Raw genomic sequence first — 15,282 nt, forward strand, 5'->3', positions numbered from 1 at the left:
GGGCGTCACTCAAGTCCATTGCCAGCAGCATATAACAAAGTTATCCTCTGTGCATGAAACGAGACTTGACGGGCCGAAGGCTTGTGGTGACCGGGGCCGCACGCGGCATCGGGGCGAACGTGGCACGGTTGGCGGTCGCCCGGGGTGCACGCGTCGCGTTGATCGGTCTTGAGGCCAACCGACTGAAGGCGCTAGCCGACGAGCTGGGTCCGGCCGCGTCCTGGCGTGAAGCCGACGTCCGCGATGGCGGGTCCCTTCAGCTCGCGATCGACGAGAGCGCGGACGTGATGGGAGGCATCGACCTCTTGGTGGCGAATGCGGGAGTGGTGGCCTACGGGACCGTGCGACAGGCCGAGGACACGGCTTTCGAGCGGGTAATCGACGTAAACCTCACGGGCACTTTCCGGACCCTCAAGTACGCGACGCCGCACCTCGTGCGCAGCGGGGGACACGTGACGGTGGTGGCCTCGGCGCTCTCGTTCCTCGCCCTGCCCTCGATGTCGTCCTACGGCGCGAGCAAAGCGGGCGTCGAGATGCTCGCCCTGGCCTACCGCCAAGAGGTGGCCCACCTGGGTGTCACGGTGGGCCTGGTGCACCCCTCGTGGGTCGAGACCGATCTGGTCAAGGGCGCGGAGCGCGACATCCCCTCGTTCGTCCGGATGCGCAGTGAACTGCCGTATCCGGGCAACGTCACGACCAGTGTCGAGAAGGCGGCGGGTGCGATCGTCGACGGGCTGGCGACTCGTCGGGCCCGGGTGTACGTCCCGCGCGCGGTCGGTGCGGTGGCCTGGGCGAAGGCCGCCGCGGGCTCCGCGGTCGGGTGGCTCTGGGTGCGGCGCTTCGCCGGCAGGTGGGTGCCTACCCTCGAACGTGAGATCCAGGCGCTTGGGCGGAATGAGCAACTCGTGCCGGGTGAAGCTGAAGCGCGGTCTCGTGCGAGGTCCGAGCCCGCTCTGGATCGTCGCCAAGGCCGACCGAGAACGTGATTCCCATCGGCAGCATCACCTGCGCCACCGGGTCTTCGAAGTCGGTGAAGTGGTCGCCGAGTTCAAGGGTGACGTAACCGTGCACGAAGCTCCACAGCGCGGCGGCGGCCACCCTGGGGTCGAGCGCCTCGACCCGACCGGACTCCGCGAGCCGGGCGCACGCATCGATGACGTGCTGGTAGGCGGCTTGGAACGCGGGCGAGTGTCCACTGCGGCGAACGTCTCGGTCGGCGGTGGGGCGGTACGTCGCCCGGGTCGACAGGCCGAACATCAGGTCGTACAGATGTGGGTTGGCGCGGGCGATCTCGCGGGTGGCCAGTGCCATCGAGAAGAGGTCGGCTATCGGGTCCTCAGTGATCGGCACCTGCGAGAACGCCTTCTCGATCCGCGAGAATCCGTGGTCTACCACGGCGCGGATGAGCTCGGGGATGCCGCCGAAGTGGCTGTACACGACCATTGTCGACATTCCGGCTTCGGCCGCCACCGTGCGCGCCTTGATGGCTGAGGGCCCCTCTTCGGCGAGCAGCCGGATCGTGGCCTGCACGAGACGTTCCGGAACGCCGTTCGACGTCGGTTCTTCGGACATGGCCCTCATGCTCTCACTCATGCCGTCGTTTACGTCGCGGCGACAGCCGAAGAAGCATTGCCCGCCCAGTATAACTTGGTTATATTGAGCGTGGGCATCGTCCCGCAACCTCCACCCAAGGACTCAGCCATGGCAGCAGAAGTCAGAGGAACGCTCGAGATCGAGGACCGTGGCGCCGTGCTGGTCGCACGGGTCGACGGCGGTCCGCTCGGGCTGTTCGGCAACGACATCGCGGAGCAGTTGGCCGCTCTGGTGGACCGGGCCGATGGTGACCCGAACGTCCACGCGGTCGTCTTCACCGGGACACATCCGGAGCGTTTCGTCAGCCACGCCGAGGTCCGCTGGCTGCAGGAAGGGGGAGCGGCGGTCCCGCCGGTCGGCGTGCGGGGCGCGTCCGCGCTCGCCTACACGGCCAAGGGCGTCAATCGTGCGGGCGGGCTGCGGGCGCTGCTGGGCAAGACACCACTGTGGCCCGCGGTCCAGCTCGAGCGGGTGCATCAGACGTTCCTGAAGATGAACCGCAGCGGTGTCATCTTCGTCGCGGCCCTCAACGGTTCCGCGCTGGGCCTGGGCGCGGAGTTCAGTTGGGCCAACGACCTGCGGGTCATGGCTGACGGTGACTTCTTCATCGGCCAGCCTGAGGTGCTGTTGGGCATCATGCCCGGCGGTGGCGGGACTCAGCGGCTCACGCGGCTCATCGGCACCCACCGCTCGCTCCTCGCCATCATCGAGGGCAAGCCGTTCACCCCCGCTGAGGCAGTGGCGATCGGGGCCGTCGACGACGTTGTCGCACCGGAGCAGGTCCTGACGCGGGCCATCGAGCTGGCTGAGCACTTCGGTTCGCGGACGAAGGGTTCCATCGCCGCGATCAAGCGGTCGGTGTACTTCGGTGGCTCGATGCCGCTGACCGACGGTCTGCACGTGGAGCGCGCGGAATTCCTCGCCACCGCACTGTCCACAGTGGGGCAGGGGCTGATGCTCGACTACATGGCGACAACCGACGCGACCGGCGAGTTGCCCCTCTACAGCCCGGGTGTCTACGCGGAGGCCCTCGAAGCGGGCACAGTGCCGGGAATCCGCAACGGAACAGCGGTGAAGCCATGATTGCCGACTCGAAGCCCTATACCCGCCACGATGTCTCCTTCACCTCCGGTGACGCAGGCTGCGCCGCGTGGCTCTACCTGCCCGCGGGTGTCAGAAACCCGCCTGTCGTCATCCTCGGTCACGGCTTAGGTGCCATCCGCGAGATGCGCCTGGACGCCTTCGCGGAACGGTTCGCCGCGGCCGGGATCGCCGCCTTCGCGTTCACCTACCGACACTTCGGCGACTCCGGCGGGCAGCCCCGGCAGCTGCTGTCGATCAAGCGACAGCTCGCCGACTGGGATGCGGCGATCGCGCACATCCAGGGCCGCGATGATGTCGACGGCGGGCGCGTGGCGGTCTGGGGCAGTTCCTTCGGTGGTGGCCACTCCATAACCGTGGCCGCACGACACCCGGAGTTGCTCGCGGCCGTCTCCCAGTGTCCCTTCACCGACGGCCTCGCGTCGGCACGCGCACTCGGAGTCGTTGCGTCGCTGAGGATTCTGCCGGTCGTCGCCCGCGATCTCGCGGCCAAGGTCCGGGGTGCGGACCCGGTGACGGTCCCGTTGGCAGGCCCGCCGGGAACCCTGGCGTTGATGAACGCGCCCGACGCCCTGCCCGGCTACCAGGCGTTGATCCCGCCCGGCGAGTCATTCGTGAACGCGGCGGCGGCGCGAGTGGTACCGACGATCGCGATGTACCGGCCGGGGCGGTCGGCGAAGAAGGTGGCCATGCCGATCCTCTTCTGCGTCAGTGAACACGACACAGTCACCCCGCCGGAGCAGACACTTCGCTACGCGAGCAGCGCGCCCTACGGGGAGATCAGGACCTACGAGGCGGGCCACTTCGCGTTCTACCTGGGCGAGCCGTTCGAGCAGCTCGTCACCGACCAGCTCGAATTCCTGACCCGCCACCTCCAGCCGCTCTGAACCCTGTCGAAAGGCCCGCCATGGAATTCGTCACCCTTCCGGATCGACGCGCGGCCCAGGATCCCCACGGACCCGCTGTCGCGGACAGGTCGGGATCACTTACGAACAGCGAACTGCTGGACGCTGTGGTGGTGGTCGCCCGTCGGCTCCATGCCCTGGGCATCGGCGCCGGTGACGTGGTCGCGGTGCGGCTGAACAACCGGATCGAGTTCGTGCTCCTGCTCTTCGCCGCCTGGCGGCTGGGGGCGGTCGTGACCCCGGTCAATCCGAGCCTGACCGAAGTGGAGGTCGCGCGGCAGTCGGCCGACTCCGGCGCCCGACTGCTCGTCGTCGAGGACGAGTCGCCCGCGCCAAGCGGCGTGCCGACCCTCGGGGTGGGCGACCTGCACGACCCGGTGACCGGGCCGGATCCCGTTCCCCACGTCGACTCCTCGGCGCTGGCCCTGCTCATCTACACCTCCGGGACGACCGGGGTGCCGAAGGGGGTCATGCTCGACCACGCCAATCTCGACGCCATGACGGCGATGGGCCGACTCGCGCTGGAGGTCGGTCCCGCCGACCGGGGCCTGCTGATCCTGCCGTTGTTCCATGTCAACGGAATCGTCGTCAGTGTCCTCACGCCACTGCTCGCGGGCGCGAGTGTGTTCATCGCCGACCGGTTCCGCCCCAACACCTTCTTCGAACTCGTCGAAAGCGAGCGCCCGACGTTCTTCAGCGCGGTGCCGACCATCTACAGCATGCTCGCGGCGCTCCCGGAGGACGTGCGACCCGACACCTCGTCGGTCCGCTTCGCCGTCTGCGGCGCCGCGCCCGCCGTAGCCCACCTGCTGGCCCGCTTCGAGGACCGGTACGGCTTTCCGATCGTCGAGGGGTACGGGCTCTCGGAGGCCACCTGCGGGTCGACCGTCAACCCGGTATCCGGTCTCCGCAAAGCAGGCACGGTGGGGCTCCCGTTCCCCGGACAGGACCTCCGCATCATCGACGGAGCCGGGAACGAGCTGCCGCCAGGTGTCGATGGGCAGGTCGTGGTCCGCGGTCCCAATGTCATGCGCGGTTACCTGGGTCGCCCGGACGAAACCGCCGCTGTGATCATCGACGGCTGGCTGCACACCGGCGACGTCGGGCATCTCGACGCCGACGGCTATCTGACCTTGGTCGGACGGTCCAAGGAGCTGATCATCCGTGGTGGCGAGAACATCTACCCCAAGGAGATCGAGGACGTGCTGGCCTCGGACCCCGCGGTGCTCGAGGCCGCGGTCATCGGCATGCCCGATGACACCTGGGGCGAAGTCGTCGTCGCGTTCGTGCAGGCCCGACCAGGCGCGACGATCGAGCTCGACGGACTCAAGGCACGCTGCGCCACGAGCCTGAGCGGGTACAAGCGGCCCAAGTCGATCCACATCCTCGAGGCACTGCCGAAGAACGCCGTCGGCAAGCTCGACAAGAAGTCACTGCGCAACGCCCAGACCGTCGTCACGTAAGTGGAATCGGAGGTGGCCCTGGTTCATCGTGCGGCGAGGGCCTCCACGGCAGGCTCGGCGCGCCCAGCCTTCCCGACGAGACCTCTCGCGGTGGCGAGCCACGCGATGCCCTGCAGCACACCGGCGACGGCGAACAGGGCCGCGGGCGCGAGCGCTGCCGCCATCCAGCCGCCGAGCAGGGCCGCGGGGAGGATCGCGGCGAAGGAGATCGCCCGGTTGACCGCGACCACGCGGCCCATGAAGGCGGCGTCGACGACCTTCTGCCGGTAGGTGAACCAGCCGACGACGATCAGCGACGTCGCCGCACCGGCCACCGCCCAGGCCGGGGCGAGCACCAGGACGTTGGTGGACACCGCGGGCAGCGCCAGCGCGACCGCCAGCGCACCCATGCCCGCCGACAGCAGCGCGCCCTCGCTGAAGCGGCCCAGCAGCCGCGGCACGAAGGCGGCGCCCACGACGGCGCCCGCGCCCTGCGCGGCGACGGTGATGCCGAGCACGAAGGTGCTCTGGTTGGTGGCCTCGGTGACGACGTAGACGAGGTTCGCCTCCACGCAGTGCACCGCGAAGTTGGTGACGGTCAGCAGGATGGTGCCGGACCGCAGCACCGGGTCGGCGAACAGCAGCCGGAACCCGGTCAGCAGGTCCGGGCCCATGCCGCGCAGCGCCTTCGCCAGCGGAGCGTGTGCGCGCACCACCGCGCCTGCCTTGCTGGTCAGCAGGACAAGAACAGCCGACAGGATGAACGACACGGCGTTGACGGCGCTGGCCACCGCGGGACCGAGGAACGCGACCACACCGACACCGGCGATCGGGCCGAGCATGTTCAGCAGACTCTCCGAACCCTGCACCCACGCGTTCATCACCGGCCTGCGCGGCGGCGCGACCCGGTCGACCAGGAAGCCCTGGAACGCGGGGAAGTACAGCGGCCGCATGCAGGCCAGCAGGAACGCCGAGACGTACACCGCGGCCAGCGGTGGCTGCTCGAGCAGGCACAGTAGCGCGATGCCGCCGATGACGACCGAGGAGGCCAGGTCGCAGCCGATCATCAGCCGCCTGCGGTCGGCCCGGTCGGCGACGACGCCGCTGAACAGGCCGACCAACACGTACGGCACGAACTCCAAGGCGTAGGTGAACGCGGCCAGCAGCGCCGAGCCGGTCAGCTGCAGCACGAGCAGCGGCAGCGCGAAGCGGAACACCCAGTCCCCGGTGGTGGAGACGATGAACGCCGCCCGCAGCAGGTATTCGTCGCGGCGCTCAGACACGGTCGCGGTCCCGTTCGATGGGCAGTAGCGGGTCGGCGGCAGCGGCGGCGAGCAAAGCGGAGACAGCGTCGAGCAGCCCGGTGACGAACTCGGCCGAGAGCCGGTCGGCCTGGTAGTACGCCGAGAGGCGCAGTTCGTCGTCCCCGGCCTCGCCGACGACCATGAGTTCGCTGCGCGGCCGGAAGCCCTCGTCGGACAGCGGGAACGTCGCCGTCGTCGCCGGGGCGAGGTCGAGCCCGCCGCCGTGCACCTGGGCGTAGAGCATGTTGAGCACCACCCCGATCGGGGCGTCGGGGTCGGCGTACTCGTCGGGGTTGAACGTCTTCACCAGTTCGGCGAAGGGCACCGCGCCGTTGTCCTGCGCGTCGAGGCTGCCCGCGCGGACCCGGCGCAGTGCGTCGCGGAAGGTCTCCGCCCCGGCCAGGTCGGTGCGCACCACCAGCAGTTCGGCCAGCGGAGCCACCAGGTTCTCCCGGTCGACTGTCTCGCGGTTGTAGACGTTGACCGCCACGGACTGCTGGTCGGCCGCCGTGCGTTCGCGCAGTGCGAGCTGCAGCGCGCACAGCACCAGCATGAACAGGGTGACCCGCTCGCGGGCGGCGAAGCGACGGACGTCGGCGACGAGGTCGGCGGGCAGGGTGCGGGTGGCGTAGCCGCCTTCCGCGGGCAGTCCGGCGGGCAGCTTGGGCACGTCGAGCCGGGGGATGGCCCCGGTCTCGGCGAGCTGTTCGCGCCAGAACGCCATCATGCGCTGCCCGTCGGGACCGGCGAGCAGGTCGGCCTGGGCGCGCACGTAGTCCTCGTAGGTGTAGCCCAACTCGGGAACGTCCGGAACCTCTCCGGCTCCGATCGCGCGGTAGATGGCGGAAAGCTCGTCCATCAGGACACCGCGGGCCCAGGCGTCGACGACGAGGTGGTCGAAGACCAGCACCACGAAGTTGTCGTCGTCGGCGACGCGCACCACGCTGACCCGCAGCCGCTCCGGCTGGTCGGCGGGCAGCGGCCGGTCGGCCTCGGCGCGCACGGTCTCGATGGCAGCGGCCTCGTCGCCCGCGTCGAACAGGACACTGTGGACGGTCCGGTGCGGGTACACGGTCTGGCCGTAGGCGCCGTCGGGGAAGCTGGCCCGCAGCGCCGCGTGCCGGGCGGTGAGGACCGCGAGGGCCTGGTCCAGCACGGCGAGGTCCAGCGGGCCGGTGACCCGGTACGCCTGGGCGATGGTGCGAACCGACGGCACGCCCATGGCGCGGCAGCGCTGGTCCATCAGCAGCCTGCCTTCCTGATAGCTCAGGGTGGGAAGGGCCAGTGGGGTGGACACGTCGGGCTCCTAGGTTGATGCGGGAGTGCGGGTGGTGATCGGGTCAGCCGGCCACGGCGAGGCGCTGCTCGACGAGGTCGGCGAACTCGGCGAACTCGGCGTAGTCGAGGACTTCGCGCATGGACACGCGGACGCCCAGGGCGCCCTCCAGTCGGGCGACCATCTGCGTCGCGAGCAGCGAGTGCCCGCCCAGCAGGAAGAAGTCGGACTCCTCGTCGACCGGGGTGGCCAGCACGTCGCTCCAGATCTGGGCGACCGTCTCGCGGGTGGTGCTCATGAGGTCTCGCTTTCCCCGGCGCGAAGCCGGACTCGGTCGACCTTGCCGTTGGCGGTCAACGGAAGGCTCTCGGTGAGGACATAGCGGGCGGGCACCAGGTAGGCGGGCAGCGCGGTGCGCAGCCCGTTGCGGACCTCACGGGCCAGCCGCGGCCCGTCGCCCACCAGATAGGCGACAAGTCGCTTGCCGCCCAGGGGGTCGGTCTCCGCCATGACGCAGGTGCCGCGGACCCCGGGCTGGGCCAGGATCGCCTGCTCGACCTCGCCGAGTTCGATCCGGTGGCCGTTGATCTTGACCTGGCCGTCCTCGCGGCCGAGGAACTCCAGCACGCCGTCGTCGGTGAAGCGCGCCAGGTCGCCGGTGCGGTAGCAGCGCACACCGCGCAGCAACCCGGTGTCCGGGGTGGGGAACTTCTCCTCGGTCTGCTCGGGTTTGCCGAGGTAGCCCAGCGCGAGACCGTCACCGGCGGCCCACAGCTCACCCGCGACGCCCGGGGGCACGGGCTGTCCGCCGCGGTCGACCAGGTACACGCTGGTGTTCGCGATCGGCGTGCCGATGGGGACCGTGGCCGTGCCGGGCGGCAGCGGCGCGCTCAGCGGGTGGCAGCAGGTGAACGTCGTGTTCTCGGTCGGGCCGTAGCCGTTGACCACGGTCAGGTCGGGGTGGCGGGACAGCAGGGCGCTGACGGCGTGCGGCGAGACCACGTCGCCGCCGGTGAACAGGGCGCGCACGCCCTTGAAGCAGTCCGGTTCGTGTTCGGCGAGCTGGTGGAACAGGCCCGCGGTCAGCCACAGCACGGTGATCCTGCCCGCGGTGATCACCTCGGCCAGTTCGCGCAGAGTCGGTGGGCCCGGCGGCGCGATCTCCAGGCGGGCGCCGTTGGCCAGTGCCCCCCAGACCTCCAGCAGCGAGGCGTCGAACGTCGCGGGGGCCAGGTGCAGCACGACGTCGTCCGGCCCGATACCGATGCGCGGGTCGTGGACGAGCCTGCTGATGCCGCGGTGGGTGAGCAGCACGCCCTTGGGGGCGCCGGTCGTTCCCGAGGTGTACATCAGGGCCGCGACGTCGGGCGTCGCCTGCTGCCGATCGCGGGCGGTGACCGAGTCGCAGTCCTCGGACGCCACGGCCGTGCCGACCGGCACCAGACCGGCCAGTTCGCGAGAGGTCAGGGTGAGGACGACACCCGGCTCTTCGAGCATCAGCCGCAGGCGGGGCGCCGGGTAGGCCGGGTCCAGCGGAACCGCTGTCGCGCCCGCCATCGCCACCGCCACGGTCGCCAGTACCGAGTCGGGACCGCGGTCGAACAGGATTCCCACCGGGTCTCCGGGACGGACACCGCGGTCGATCAACTCGCCTGCCATCGACGTCGCCCGGTGCAGCGCGTCGCGGAAGGTCATCGTGGTGTCCCCTGTGGACAGAGCCACCGCGTCGGGCTGCCGGTGCGCCCAGTCGGCGAACTTCTCGTGCGCCGGTCCGTCCAGGGTGATCTGTTCCCCCGCAGACCACGCCACCAGCCGAGACCAATCGTCGTCACCGATGGCGTCGATGACGCCCAGCGGCCGGTACGGCTCGGCGAGGGCTCGGGCGGCGAACGCCGAGGCCTGGCCGACCACAGCATGAGCCACGTCCGCGGGCACGTCCCGCAGGACCGCGTCCGCGCCACCGTCCGGCAGCAGACGGACCGTCACGGCGGGTTCGGGTGCGGCGACCGCGGCGATGCCAGTGGCCAGCGACGGGTCATCGGTCCGGGTGAAGCGGGCTGTCAGTGCGGCGCAGGCGCGCGCCAGCAGCAACTCCGGGGCGAGGTCCACATCGGACGCCACCCGCACCGCCGTGGCGACAACGCCCGCGTCCAGCGGCACGGTGAGAGAACTCACGCTGTCCGGCATCCGACCATCCCTCCCTTATGCTTGCGGGCCGTCACCAGGCCCCGACGAGAGACCGCGCCGAACCCATGAGCACCTTGATCGTCTTCGACATCGACGGAACGCTGCTGCGCAGTGTGGCCCCGCACCAGGAGGCCTTCATCGGCGCGCTGCGGGACAGCGGTCTCGACGACATCGACTCGGCCTGGGGCGGCTACGCGCACCACACCGACTCGTGGATCTTCCGCGAGGTGTTCCGCCGCAACACCGGCGCGCTGCCGACCGAGGCGCAGACCCAGTTCTTCAGCGACCGCCTGCACGAGCGGTTCGTGGCCGGTACCGAGCGCGACGGCGTGGCGCAGATCCCCGGCGCGGCCGCGTTCCTGCGCAAGCTCGCCGAGTCCCCGGAGTACACCGTCGCCTTCGCCACGGGCGGCATGCGCGAGGTCACGGCCGTCAAGCTCGCGCCGCTCGACGCGGTGGGGCCGGTGGCCACGGCCAGCGAGCACACGTTCCGTGAGCACGTCGTGCGCGAGGCGATCCACCAGGCGGGCGGCCCCTTCGACCGGGTCGTCGCCGTGGGCGACGGGCCGTGGGACGTGCGGGCCGCGGTCGCCACCGGCAGCCAGTTCATCGGCATCGGCGAGACGGTCGCGCCGTTCGGCGACTGGTTCCCGACGACGCACCTGTTCACCTCGTTCGACGACGTCGATCCCGCCGCCGACTTCACCCTGACCCCGCCCCCCGGCCAGGTCACCGCGGATCCCGACACCGACGACATCTTCGCCGCCCGCCCCCTCGCGTGCCGCTGCTGGGCCTGAGCACGCGCTCATCGCGGCACCAGCTCTTCGACAATCGCGCACAGCCGGTCGAACCGGCCCGCCGAGGCCAGTTCCGCCGCGGGCAGCCGGATTCCGAACTCCGCTTCCACGGCGAGCACGATCTGGATCTGGCGCAGCGAGTCCCACCCCGCGGTGAGCCCGACGCCGCCGCCGCGGACGTCCGCGTCGGACGGCAGGCCGAGCACGCCGCGCACCACGGCGGCGAGCCTGCCCCCGCGATCCGAACCGGCGGGCACCTGGGTCTCGGTGGACACAGTGGACGTGGCGGCCGCGGCGGGAACCGGTCCCGGCATCGCCGCCCCGTCGAGCGCGAAGCGGGTGGCTCCCTCCGGGGTCAGCCAGACCCGCCCGGCGGGCGCGTCGAGGTCGGCCAGCTCCGCGACGACGGCGTCGGCGACTTCCTCCGGCATCAACCCGAGCAGACCGCGCGGCCGCACCTCGGCGGAGTACCGGCCCGAGACGAACCCTGGTTCGATCACGACGGCCCGCACTCCGCAGCCGCCGTAGTGCCGATCAAGGCCACTGAGGACGGTGGCCGCGGCGGCCTTGGCCGCGACGTAGTCCGACCAGCCACGAGGGTGGTAGCGGCTGGCCTCTGAGCCGATGAGCACCACACCGCCGCGCTGCCTGAGCAGCATCCCGTCCAGTGCCGCGTCGGCGAGGTCGCGCAGCGCGGCGTACCCGACCTCCAGGTGGTCGCCGTGGCCCGCGGCCAACGGCGGCGCGGCGGCGTGCACGAGAGCGGTGGGGGACAGGGCGGCCACGCGCTTGGCCGCGTCGACCCGATCGGCGGCGACGCCGAGATCGGCGGTGATCAGCTCGACCCGCGCGCCGAGGTCACGGCACCGGGCGGCGAGGTCGTCGCCGGCGGACGCGCGGCACACCAGTGCCAGATCCCAGCCCGCGCCTGCCAGCGCACGGGCCACAGCCGAGCCGATGTCTCCCGCCGCGCCGGTGACGACAGCGACCTGGCGAGCGGACGCGGGCAGCAGCGTGCCGCCGGTGGTGTCGTCGGGACGCGGCCGCGGCACCGTGAGCGTGGTCGTGACCTCGCCATCGAGCACGGCGTCACGGTCCTGGTAAGCCAGCACCCGGCAGGTCAGGGTGCCGGTCGCCGCGCCGACCGAGCGCACGCGCAGCGAGTACACGACCTCCCGGTCGAAGGCGACGGCCCGCACCGGGCGGAACGCGGTGTCCAGGATGACCGCGCCCGGGCCGGGGATGACCATCCCGATCAGCGCCGAGACCGGGCCGAGAACCATCGCCAGGGGGACGATCGGCGCCCCGAACTCAGTCTCCGCCGCGTGCGCCGGATCGTGGTGGATCGGGTTGTGGTCGCCGGTCACCGCCGCGAACGCGGCGAACTCGTCGCCGGTGAAGGTGTGGCGGCTGCACGCCACGTCGCCGACGTCATACATGCTGGGTCTCTCTCCGCTTGGTGTGGTCCACGATCGGCAGCCAGGCAGGGCCGCGGGCGGCGCCGTCCACGGGACGCTCCCACTCGCCGTCGCCGGGGCCCGGGGTGAAGCCCGCGTCGGCGAACACCGTGCGGCAGGGGCCATTGCGTTCGGTCGGCACCACGAGCCCGCGCACCCGGGTCTTCCCGTCGGCGGCCAGCCTGCCGGTCAGCCAGCCGAGCAGTCCGGCCTCCACGCCGCGGCCGAGCACCCGGCAGGACAGCAGGTAACTGTCCACTGTGGTCACCGGGCCGTCGTGCCGCAGGATCACCAGGCCGACGTCCTCGCGCGGGCTGAACCGGTCGCCGACAGCCACCACGAGCACGTCGGAGTCGGGCGCGTCGGCAAGGTGGCGCAGTTCGGCGCGGGTGTGCCTGCGGGTGGTCGTGTTGAACTGGTTGGTCTTGGCGCACAACTGCTCCGCGCGCGCCATGGTGCCCTCGGTGAGCGGGCTGACGTGGACCTCGGTGCCAAGTGAGGCGTAGAAGTCCTCGGGTCGGTCGAAGCCGCGCCTGCGCTTCTCGACCTGCTCGCGTGCCCGGTACTGCGCGGTGCGCCGCCGGTCCGCGTCGGTGACCGCGAACACGGTGGTGAACGGGCTGTCGAGCACGAGGTCGGCGTACCCGGTCGGGTCGGCGGGGAGTTCGGGCACGATCACGTCGGGCAGGAACTCGCGCACGGCGGCCCGCTCCACCGGGTTGTCGTCGAGGAAGAGGATGTTGGCCAGGCCGATGTTCAGCCGAGCCGCCAGGTCCGCGATCGCCTCGGTCTTGGGCCGCCAGCCGATCTCCATGGCCACGAAGTCGTCCTCGCCCAGCACCATGCCCGAGTGCTCGCGGATCGCCCGCAGCGCGAGGTCCTCGTCGTTCTTGCTGCACACGGCGAGCGCGACACCCGCGTCGCTGAGCGACTTGAGCACCCGCTGCAACCGCTGGTGGGCGTTGCCCGGATGGTCGGTGCCGACCTGGATGCCCTCGATGCCGTCCTCGCCGACGACGCCGTGCCACAGCGTGTTGTCGAGGTCGGTGACGATGACCCTGGCCGTGCGGCCCAGGACCGACAGCGCGAGTCCCCAGTACCGGCGGGCGAGCGTCGCGCTCAGCGAGCGACTGTGCGGCACCCTGGCGACCTGCCAGAGCCGCTGATCCACCAGCGAGTCGCCGCCGTGGCGGGCGACGGCGTCGGCCAAGTCCACCGTGTGCACGGTTTCCAGGCCCGCCAGGGCCGCGGCGAGCAGGCGGTTGGCCTCGGCGATCAGCGGCCCCACCGGTCGCCGGGCTGCTTGGAGCTGGGCGAACGTGGTGACGAAGACCGGCCGGTCGGTGGTCTCGGCGTAGGCCGCGACGAGGTCGGCGTAGTGGTTGACCGCGTCCGCCAGGCGTTCGGCGGGCAGGTCCGGGTCGAGGTCGTCGACGGCGAGGACGTCCTCGATCCGGTCGACGAAGAAGCTCACCTGGGCACCGAAGGTGCGCAGCGGTGAGGCCGGGTCGTGGATGTCGCGTCCGAGAGCGCCGAACTCCGGCGCGTGGACAGCCAGCGGCTCGCCGGCCAGGACGCGCTCACCCTCGGCTGCCAGTTCGGCGGTGAGGACGTCCAGGGTGCGGGAGCCGAGCACGGCCAGCCGGACCGGCTCGCGGGCGAGCAGTCGGGCGCGGCGTTCGATCAGCCGCGGCTGCCGCACCAGAATCCACGGGTCGTCGGTCATCAGCTCGCCGCACACCGCCGCCAGGTCCGCGGTGGACACCGATTCGACCCGGGTGCCGAGCAGGTCCGCCCCCGCGATCGATCCGTTGACCCGCAGCCGGTCAAACAGCGGCGCGAAGTCCAATGTGGACTTCAGGTCGACGTCACGGACAACCATGCGCAAGTCCAGAGGGTGACGGCCCGCGCCGAAGTCAACGTGCCCGCTGACGGTCATCGGATGCCGGTAGGGGACGTCGAACAGCTCTTCGTAGCGGTGCACCTGCGTGCACGAGTCCCAACTCGCGCCGAGCACGACGATCCGGGCCCGCTCCCGCTCGAAGACCTCGAACACCGTGTCCGCGCCGAAAGCCGTGTCCGACCGGCAGGCCATCAGCTCGCCGGCCAGCGGCCCGGCGACGGGAGTTGGTCGAGCAGGGTGTCGATCTGGTCGATGGCGGGGGACAGGGTGCCGTCGGCCAGGTTGACCGCGGCACCGCGGAAGCCGTCGCGGGCTGCGCGCCAGTACGCGGCGCGCAGCAGCGCGGGTGGCACCTGCGGGCCGGGGTCACCTTGTTCGACAGCGGCCAGCGCCCGCCCGACCAAAGCCCGCACCAGGACCGCCAACAGTGCGGTCTCAGTCGCGGTCAACGGGACATCGGCGACCCGGATCTCCAGCGTCGGCAGGTGGTGCGAGGGCCGGACATCCCAGAAGATCGTGCCCTGGTCGACGAGTGCGCCGGTGCCCAGCAAGGCCTCGACGGTTTGGTCATAGTGCCGCGCGGAGGTGAAGTACGGCGGCGGTCCGGCCACCGGCCAGCGCTGCAGACTGATGGTGCGCCAACTGGCGTAGCCGGTGTCACGGCCGCACCAGTAAGGGGAGTTCGCGGTGAGCGCGATCAGCGTCGGCAGATACGGCCGCAGGTGATTGCTCACCAGCACGGCGCGATCCCGGTCGGGCACCTCCACGTGCACGTGCGCCGAGCAGATCGTGATCTCGTCGTGCAGCGCGCGGTAGGCCTCGTCGCCATGGCGGTGCCGGTCGTCGTCGACGACCGCCGCGGGCACGACGCGGCCGAGAACAGGAGCGGCGGCGGCGACCACGCCCACACCGATCTCCGCGGCGGCGGAGGCCAGCACCGCACGGCCCTCGACGAGCTGGGCATGCAGGTCGGCCGCGGTCACACACGGGGTTGTGCGCGCCTCGGCCTGCATGTCGGTGAACTCGGCGCCGACCCGATCGCCGAGTGTTTCCCTGGCCCGCTTGATGATCCCTGGCGCGGCGGGCGTGACAACCCGGGAGACGGGATCGACAGTGAGGAACTCCTCTTCCACCCCGAACCGGAGTCCACCGGTCACGATCGCGGTGTCCAGAGTCGCTGCGGCATCGCCACATCCTGCCGGTTCGCTCGGGACAAACGAGGTCGCCCCACTGGGGTTCACCTGATCGGGTGGCTGCTTTGGCGGCCGTGGCCAGGATTGGCAAGCCTTGGGTGGTCCTGAACTTCGGTGACCTTCG

General features: G+C 71.0%; 12 protein-coding genes and 1 pseudogene. 5 read left to right on the top strand and 8 right to left on the bottom strand.

The window, feature by feature from the left end:
• Positions 1 to 53 precede the first annotated feature (53 nt).
• On the top strand, positions 54 to 986 hold the full coding sequence (locus tag C8E96_RS24845) for a short-chain dehydrogenase/reductase (RefSeq protein ID WP_091368821.1): 933 nt from the start codon (positions 54 to 56) through the stop codon (positions 984 to 986).
• A 40-nt stretch (positions 987 to 1,026) separates the two neighbouring features.
• Here C8E96_RS24845 and C8E96_RS24850 read toward each other — a convergent pair.
• Positions 1,027 to 1,593: pseudogene (locus C8E96_RS24850) on the bottom strand (TetR/AcrR family transcriptional regulator); the annotation flags it as partial.
• A 108-nt stretch (positions 1,594 to 1,701) separates the two neighbouring features.
• On the opposite strand from C8E96_RS24850, the gene C8E96_RS24855 reads away from it, so the two are divergent.
• Genes C8E96_RS24855 through C8E96_RS24865 form a run of 3 tightly spaced genes read left to right on the top strand, consistent with a single transcriptional unit; the run spans position 1,702 to position 5,062 of the window.
• The gene (locus C8E96_RS24855; protein WP_091368825.1) at positions 1,702 to 2,676 is read left to right on the top strand and encodes an enoyl-CoA hydratase/isomerase family protein; all 975 of its coding nucleotides are present in this window, start codon (positions 1,702 to 1,704) and stop codon (positions 2,674 to 2,676) included.
• Complete coding sequence (locus C8E96_RS24860) at positions 2,673 to 3,581, top strand: alpha/beta hydrolase (protein ID WP_176926701.1); 909 nt, start codon at positions 2,673 to 2,675, stop codon at positions 3,579 to 3,581. Before C8E96_RS24855 ends, C8E96_RS24860 begins: the two co-directional genes overlap by 4 nt.
• Positions 3,582 to 3,601: 20 nt before the next feature.
• Entirely contained in the window at positions 3,602 to 5,062 is a 1,461-nt protein-coding gene (locus tag C8E96_RS24865) for a class I adenylate-forming enzyme family protein (protein ID WP_091368828.1), read from the top strand.
• A gap of 23 nt (positions 5,063 to 5,085) precedes the next feature.
• On the opposite strand, the gene C8E96_RS24870 is transcribed toward C8E96_RS24865, so the two are convergent.
• The 4 genes from C8E96_RS24870 to C8E96_RS24885 are packed head-to-tail and all read right to left on the bottom strand — an operon-like array spanning position 5,086 to position 9,808.
• Positions 5,086 to 6,324: an MFS transporter gene (locus C8E96_RS24870; protein WP_166658109.1), complete on the bottom strand. Its 1,239-nt coding sequence runs from the start codon at positions 6,322 to 6,324 to the stop codon at positions 5,086 to 5,088.
• Complete coding sequence (locus C8E96_RS24875; RefSeq protein WP_091368835.1) at positions 6,317 to 7,642, bottom strand: condensation domain-containing protein; 1,326 nt, start codon at positions 7,640 to 7,642, stop codon at positions 6,317 to 6,319. Before C8E96_RS24875 ends, C8E96_RS24870 begins: the two co-directional genes overlap by 8 nt.
• Positions 7,643 to 7,685: 43 nt before the next feature.
• Positions 7,686 to 7,919 (bottom strand): acyl carrier protein, encoded by a 234-nt coding sequence (locus tag C8E96_RS24880; RefSeq protein WP_091368840.1) that lies wholly within the window; start codon positions 7,917 to 7,919, stop codon positions 7,686 to 7,688.
• Positions 7,916 to 9,808 (bottom strand): amino acid adenylation domain-containing protein, encoded by a 1,893-nt coding sequence (locus C8E96_RS24885; protein WP_091368843.1) that lies wholly within the window; start codon positions 9,806 to 9,808, stop codon positions 7,916 to 7,918. Before C8E96_RS24885 ends, C8E96_RS24880 begins: the two co-directional genes overlap by 4 nt.
• A gap of 65 nt (positions 9,809 to 9,873) precedes the next feature.
• On the opposite strand from C8E96_RS24885, the gene C8E96_RS24890 reads away from it, so the two are divergent.
• Positions 9,874 to 10,605 (top strand): HAD family hydrolase, encoded by a 732-nt coding sequence (locus C8E96_RS24890; RefSeq protein ID WP_166658110.1) that lies wholly within the window; start codon positions 9,874 to 9,876, stop codon positions 10,603 to 10,605.
• Between the two features lie 8 nt (positions 10,606 to 10,613).
• Here C8E96_RS24890 and C8E96_RS24895 read toward each other — a convergent pair whose 3' ends face one another.
• The 3 genes from C8E96_RS24895 to C8E96_RS24905 are packed head-to-tail and all read right to left on the bottom strand — an operon-like array spanning position 10,614 to position 15,122.
• Positions 10,614 to 12,044, bottom strand: a complete 1,431-nt coding sequence (locus C8E96_RS24895; RefSeq protein WP_166658111.1) for an SDR family NAD(P)-dependent oxidoreductase — start codon at positions 12,042 to 12,044, stop codon at positions 10,614 to 10,616.
• A complete protein-coding gene (locus tag C8E96_RS24900; protein WP_091368853.1) occupies positions 12,037 to 14,157 on the bottom strand; it encodes an HAD-IIIC family phosphatase in 2,121 nt (706 codons plus the stop codon). The genes C8E96_RS24895 and C8E96_RS24900 overlap by 8 nt, the downstream gene beginning before the upstream one ends.
• On the bottom strand, positions 14,157 to 15,122 hold the full coding sequence (locus tag C8E96_RS24905; protein ID WP_166658112.1) for a carboxylate-amine ligase: 966 nt from the start codon (positions 15,120 to 15,122) through the stop codon (positions 14,157 to 14,159). The genes C8E96_RS24900 and C8E96_RS24905 overlap by 1 nt, the downstream gene beginning before the upstream one ends.
• Between the last annotated feature and the right edge of the window lie 160 nt (positions 15,123 to 15,282).

This window comes from Actinokineospora alba, from assembly GCF_004362515.1.
In the GTDB taxonomy this organism is placed as follows: domain Bacteria; phylum Actinomycetota; class Actinomycetes; order Mycobacteriales; family Pseudonocardiaceae; genus Actinokineospora; species Actinokineospora alba.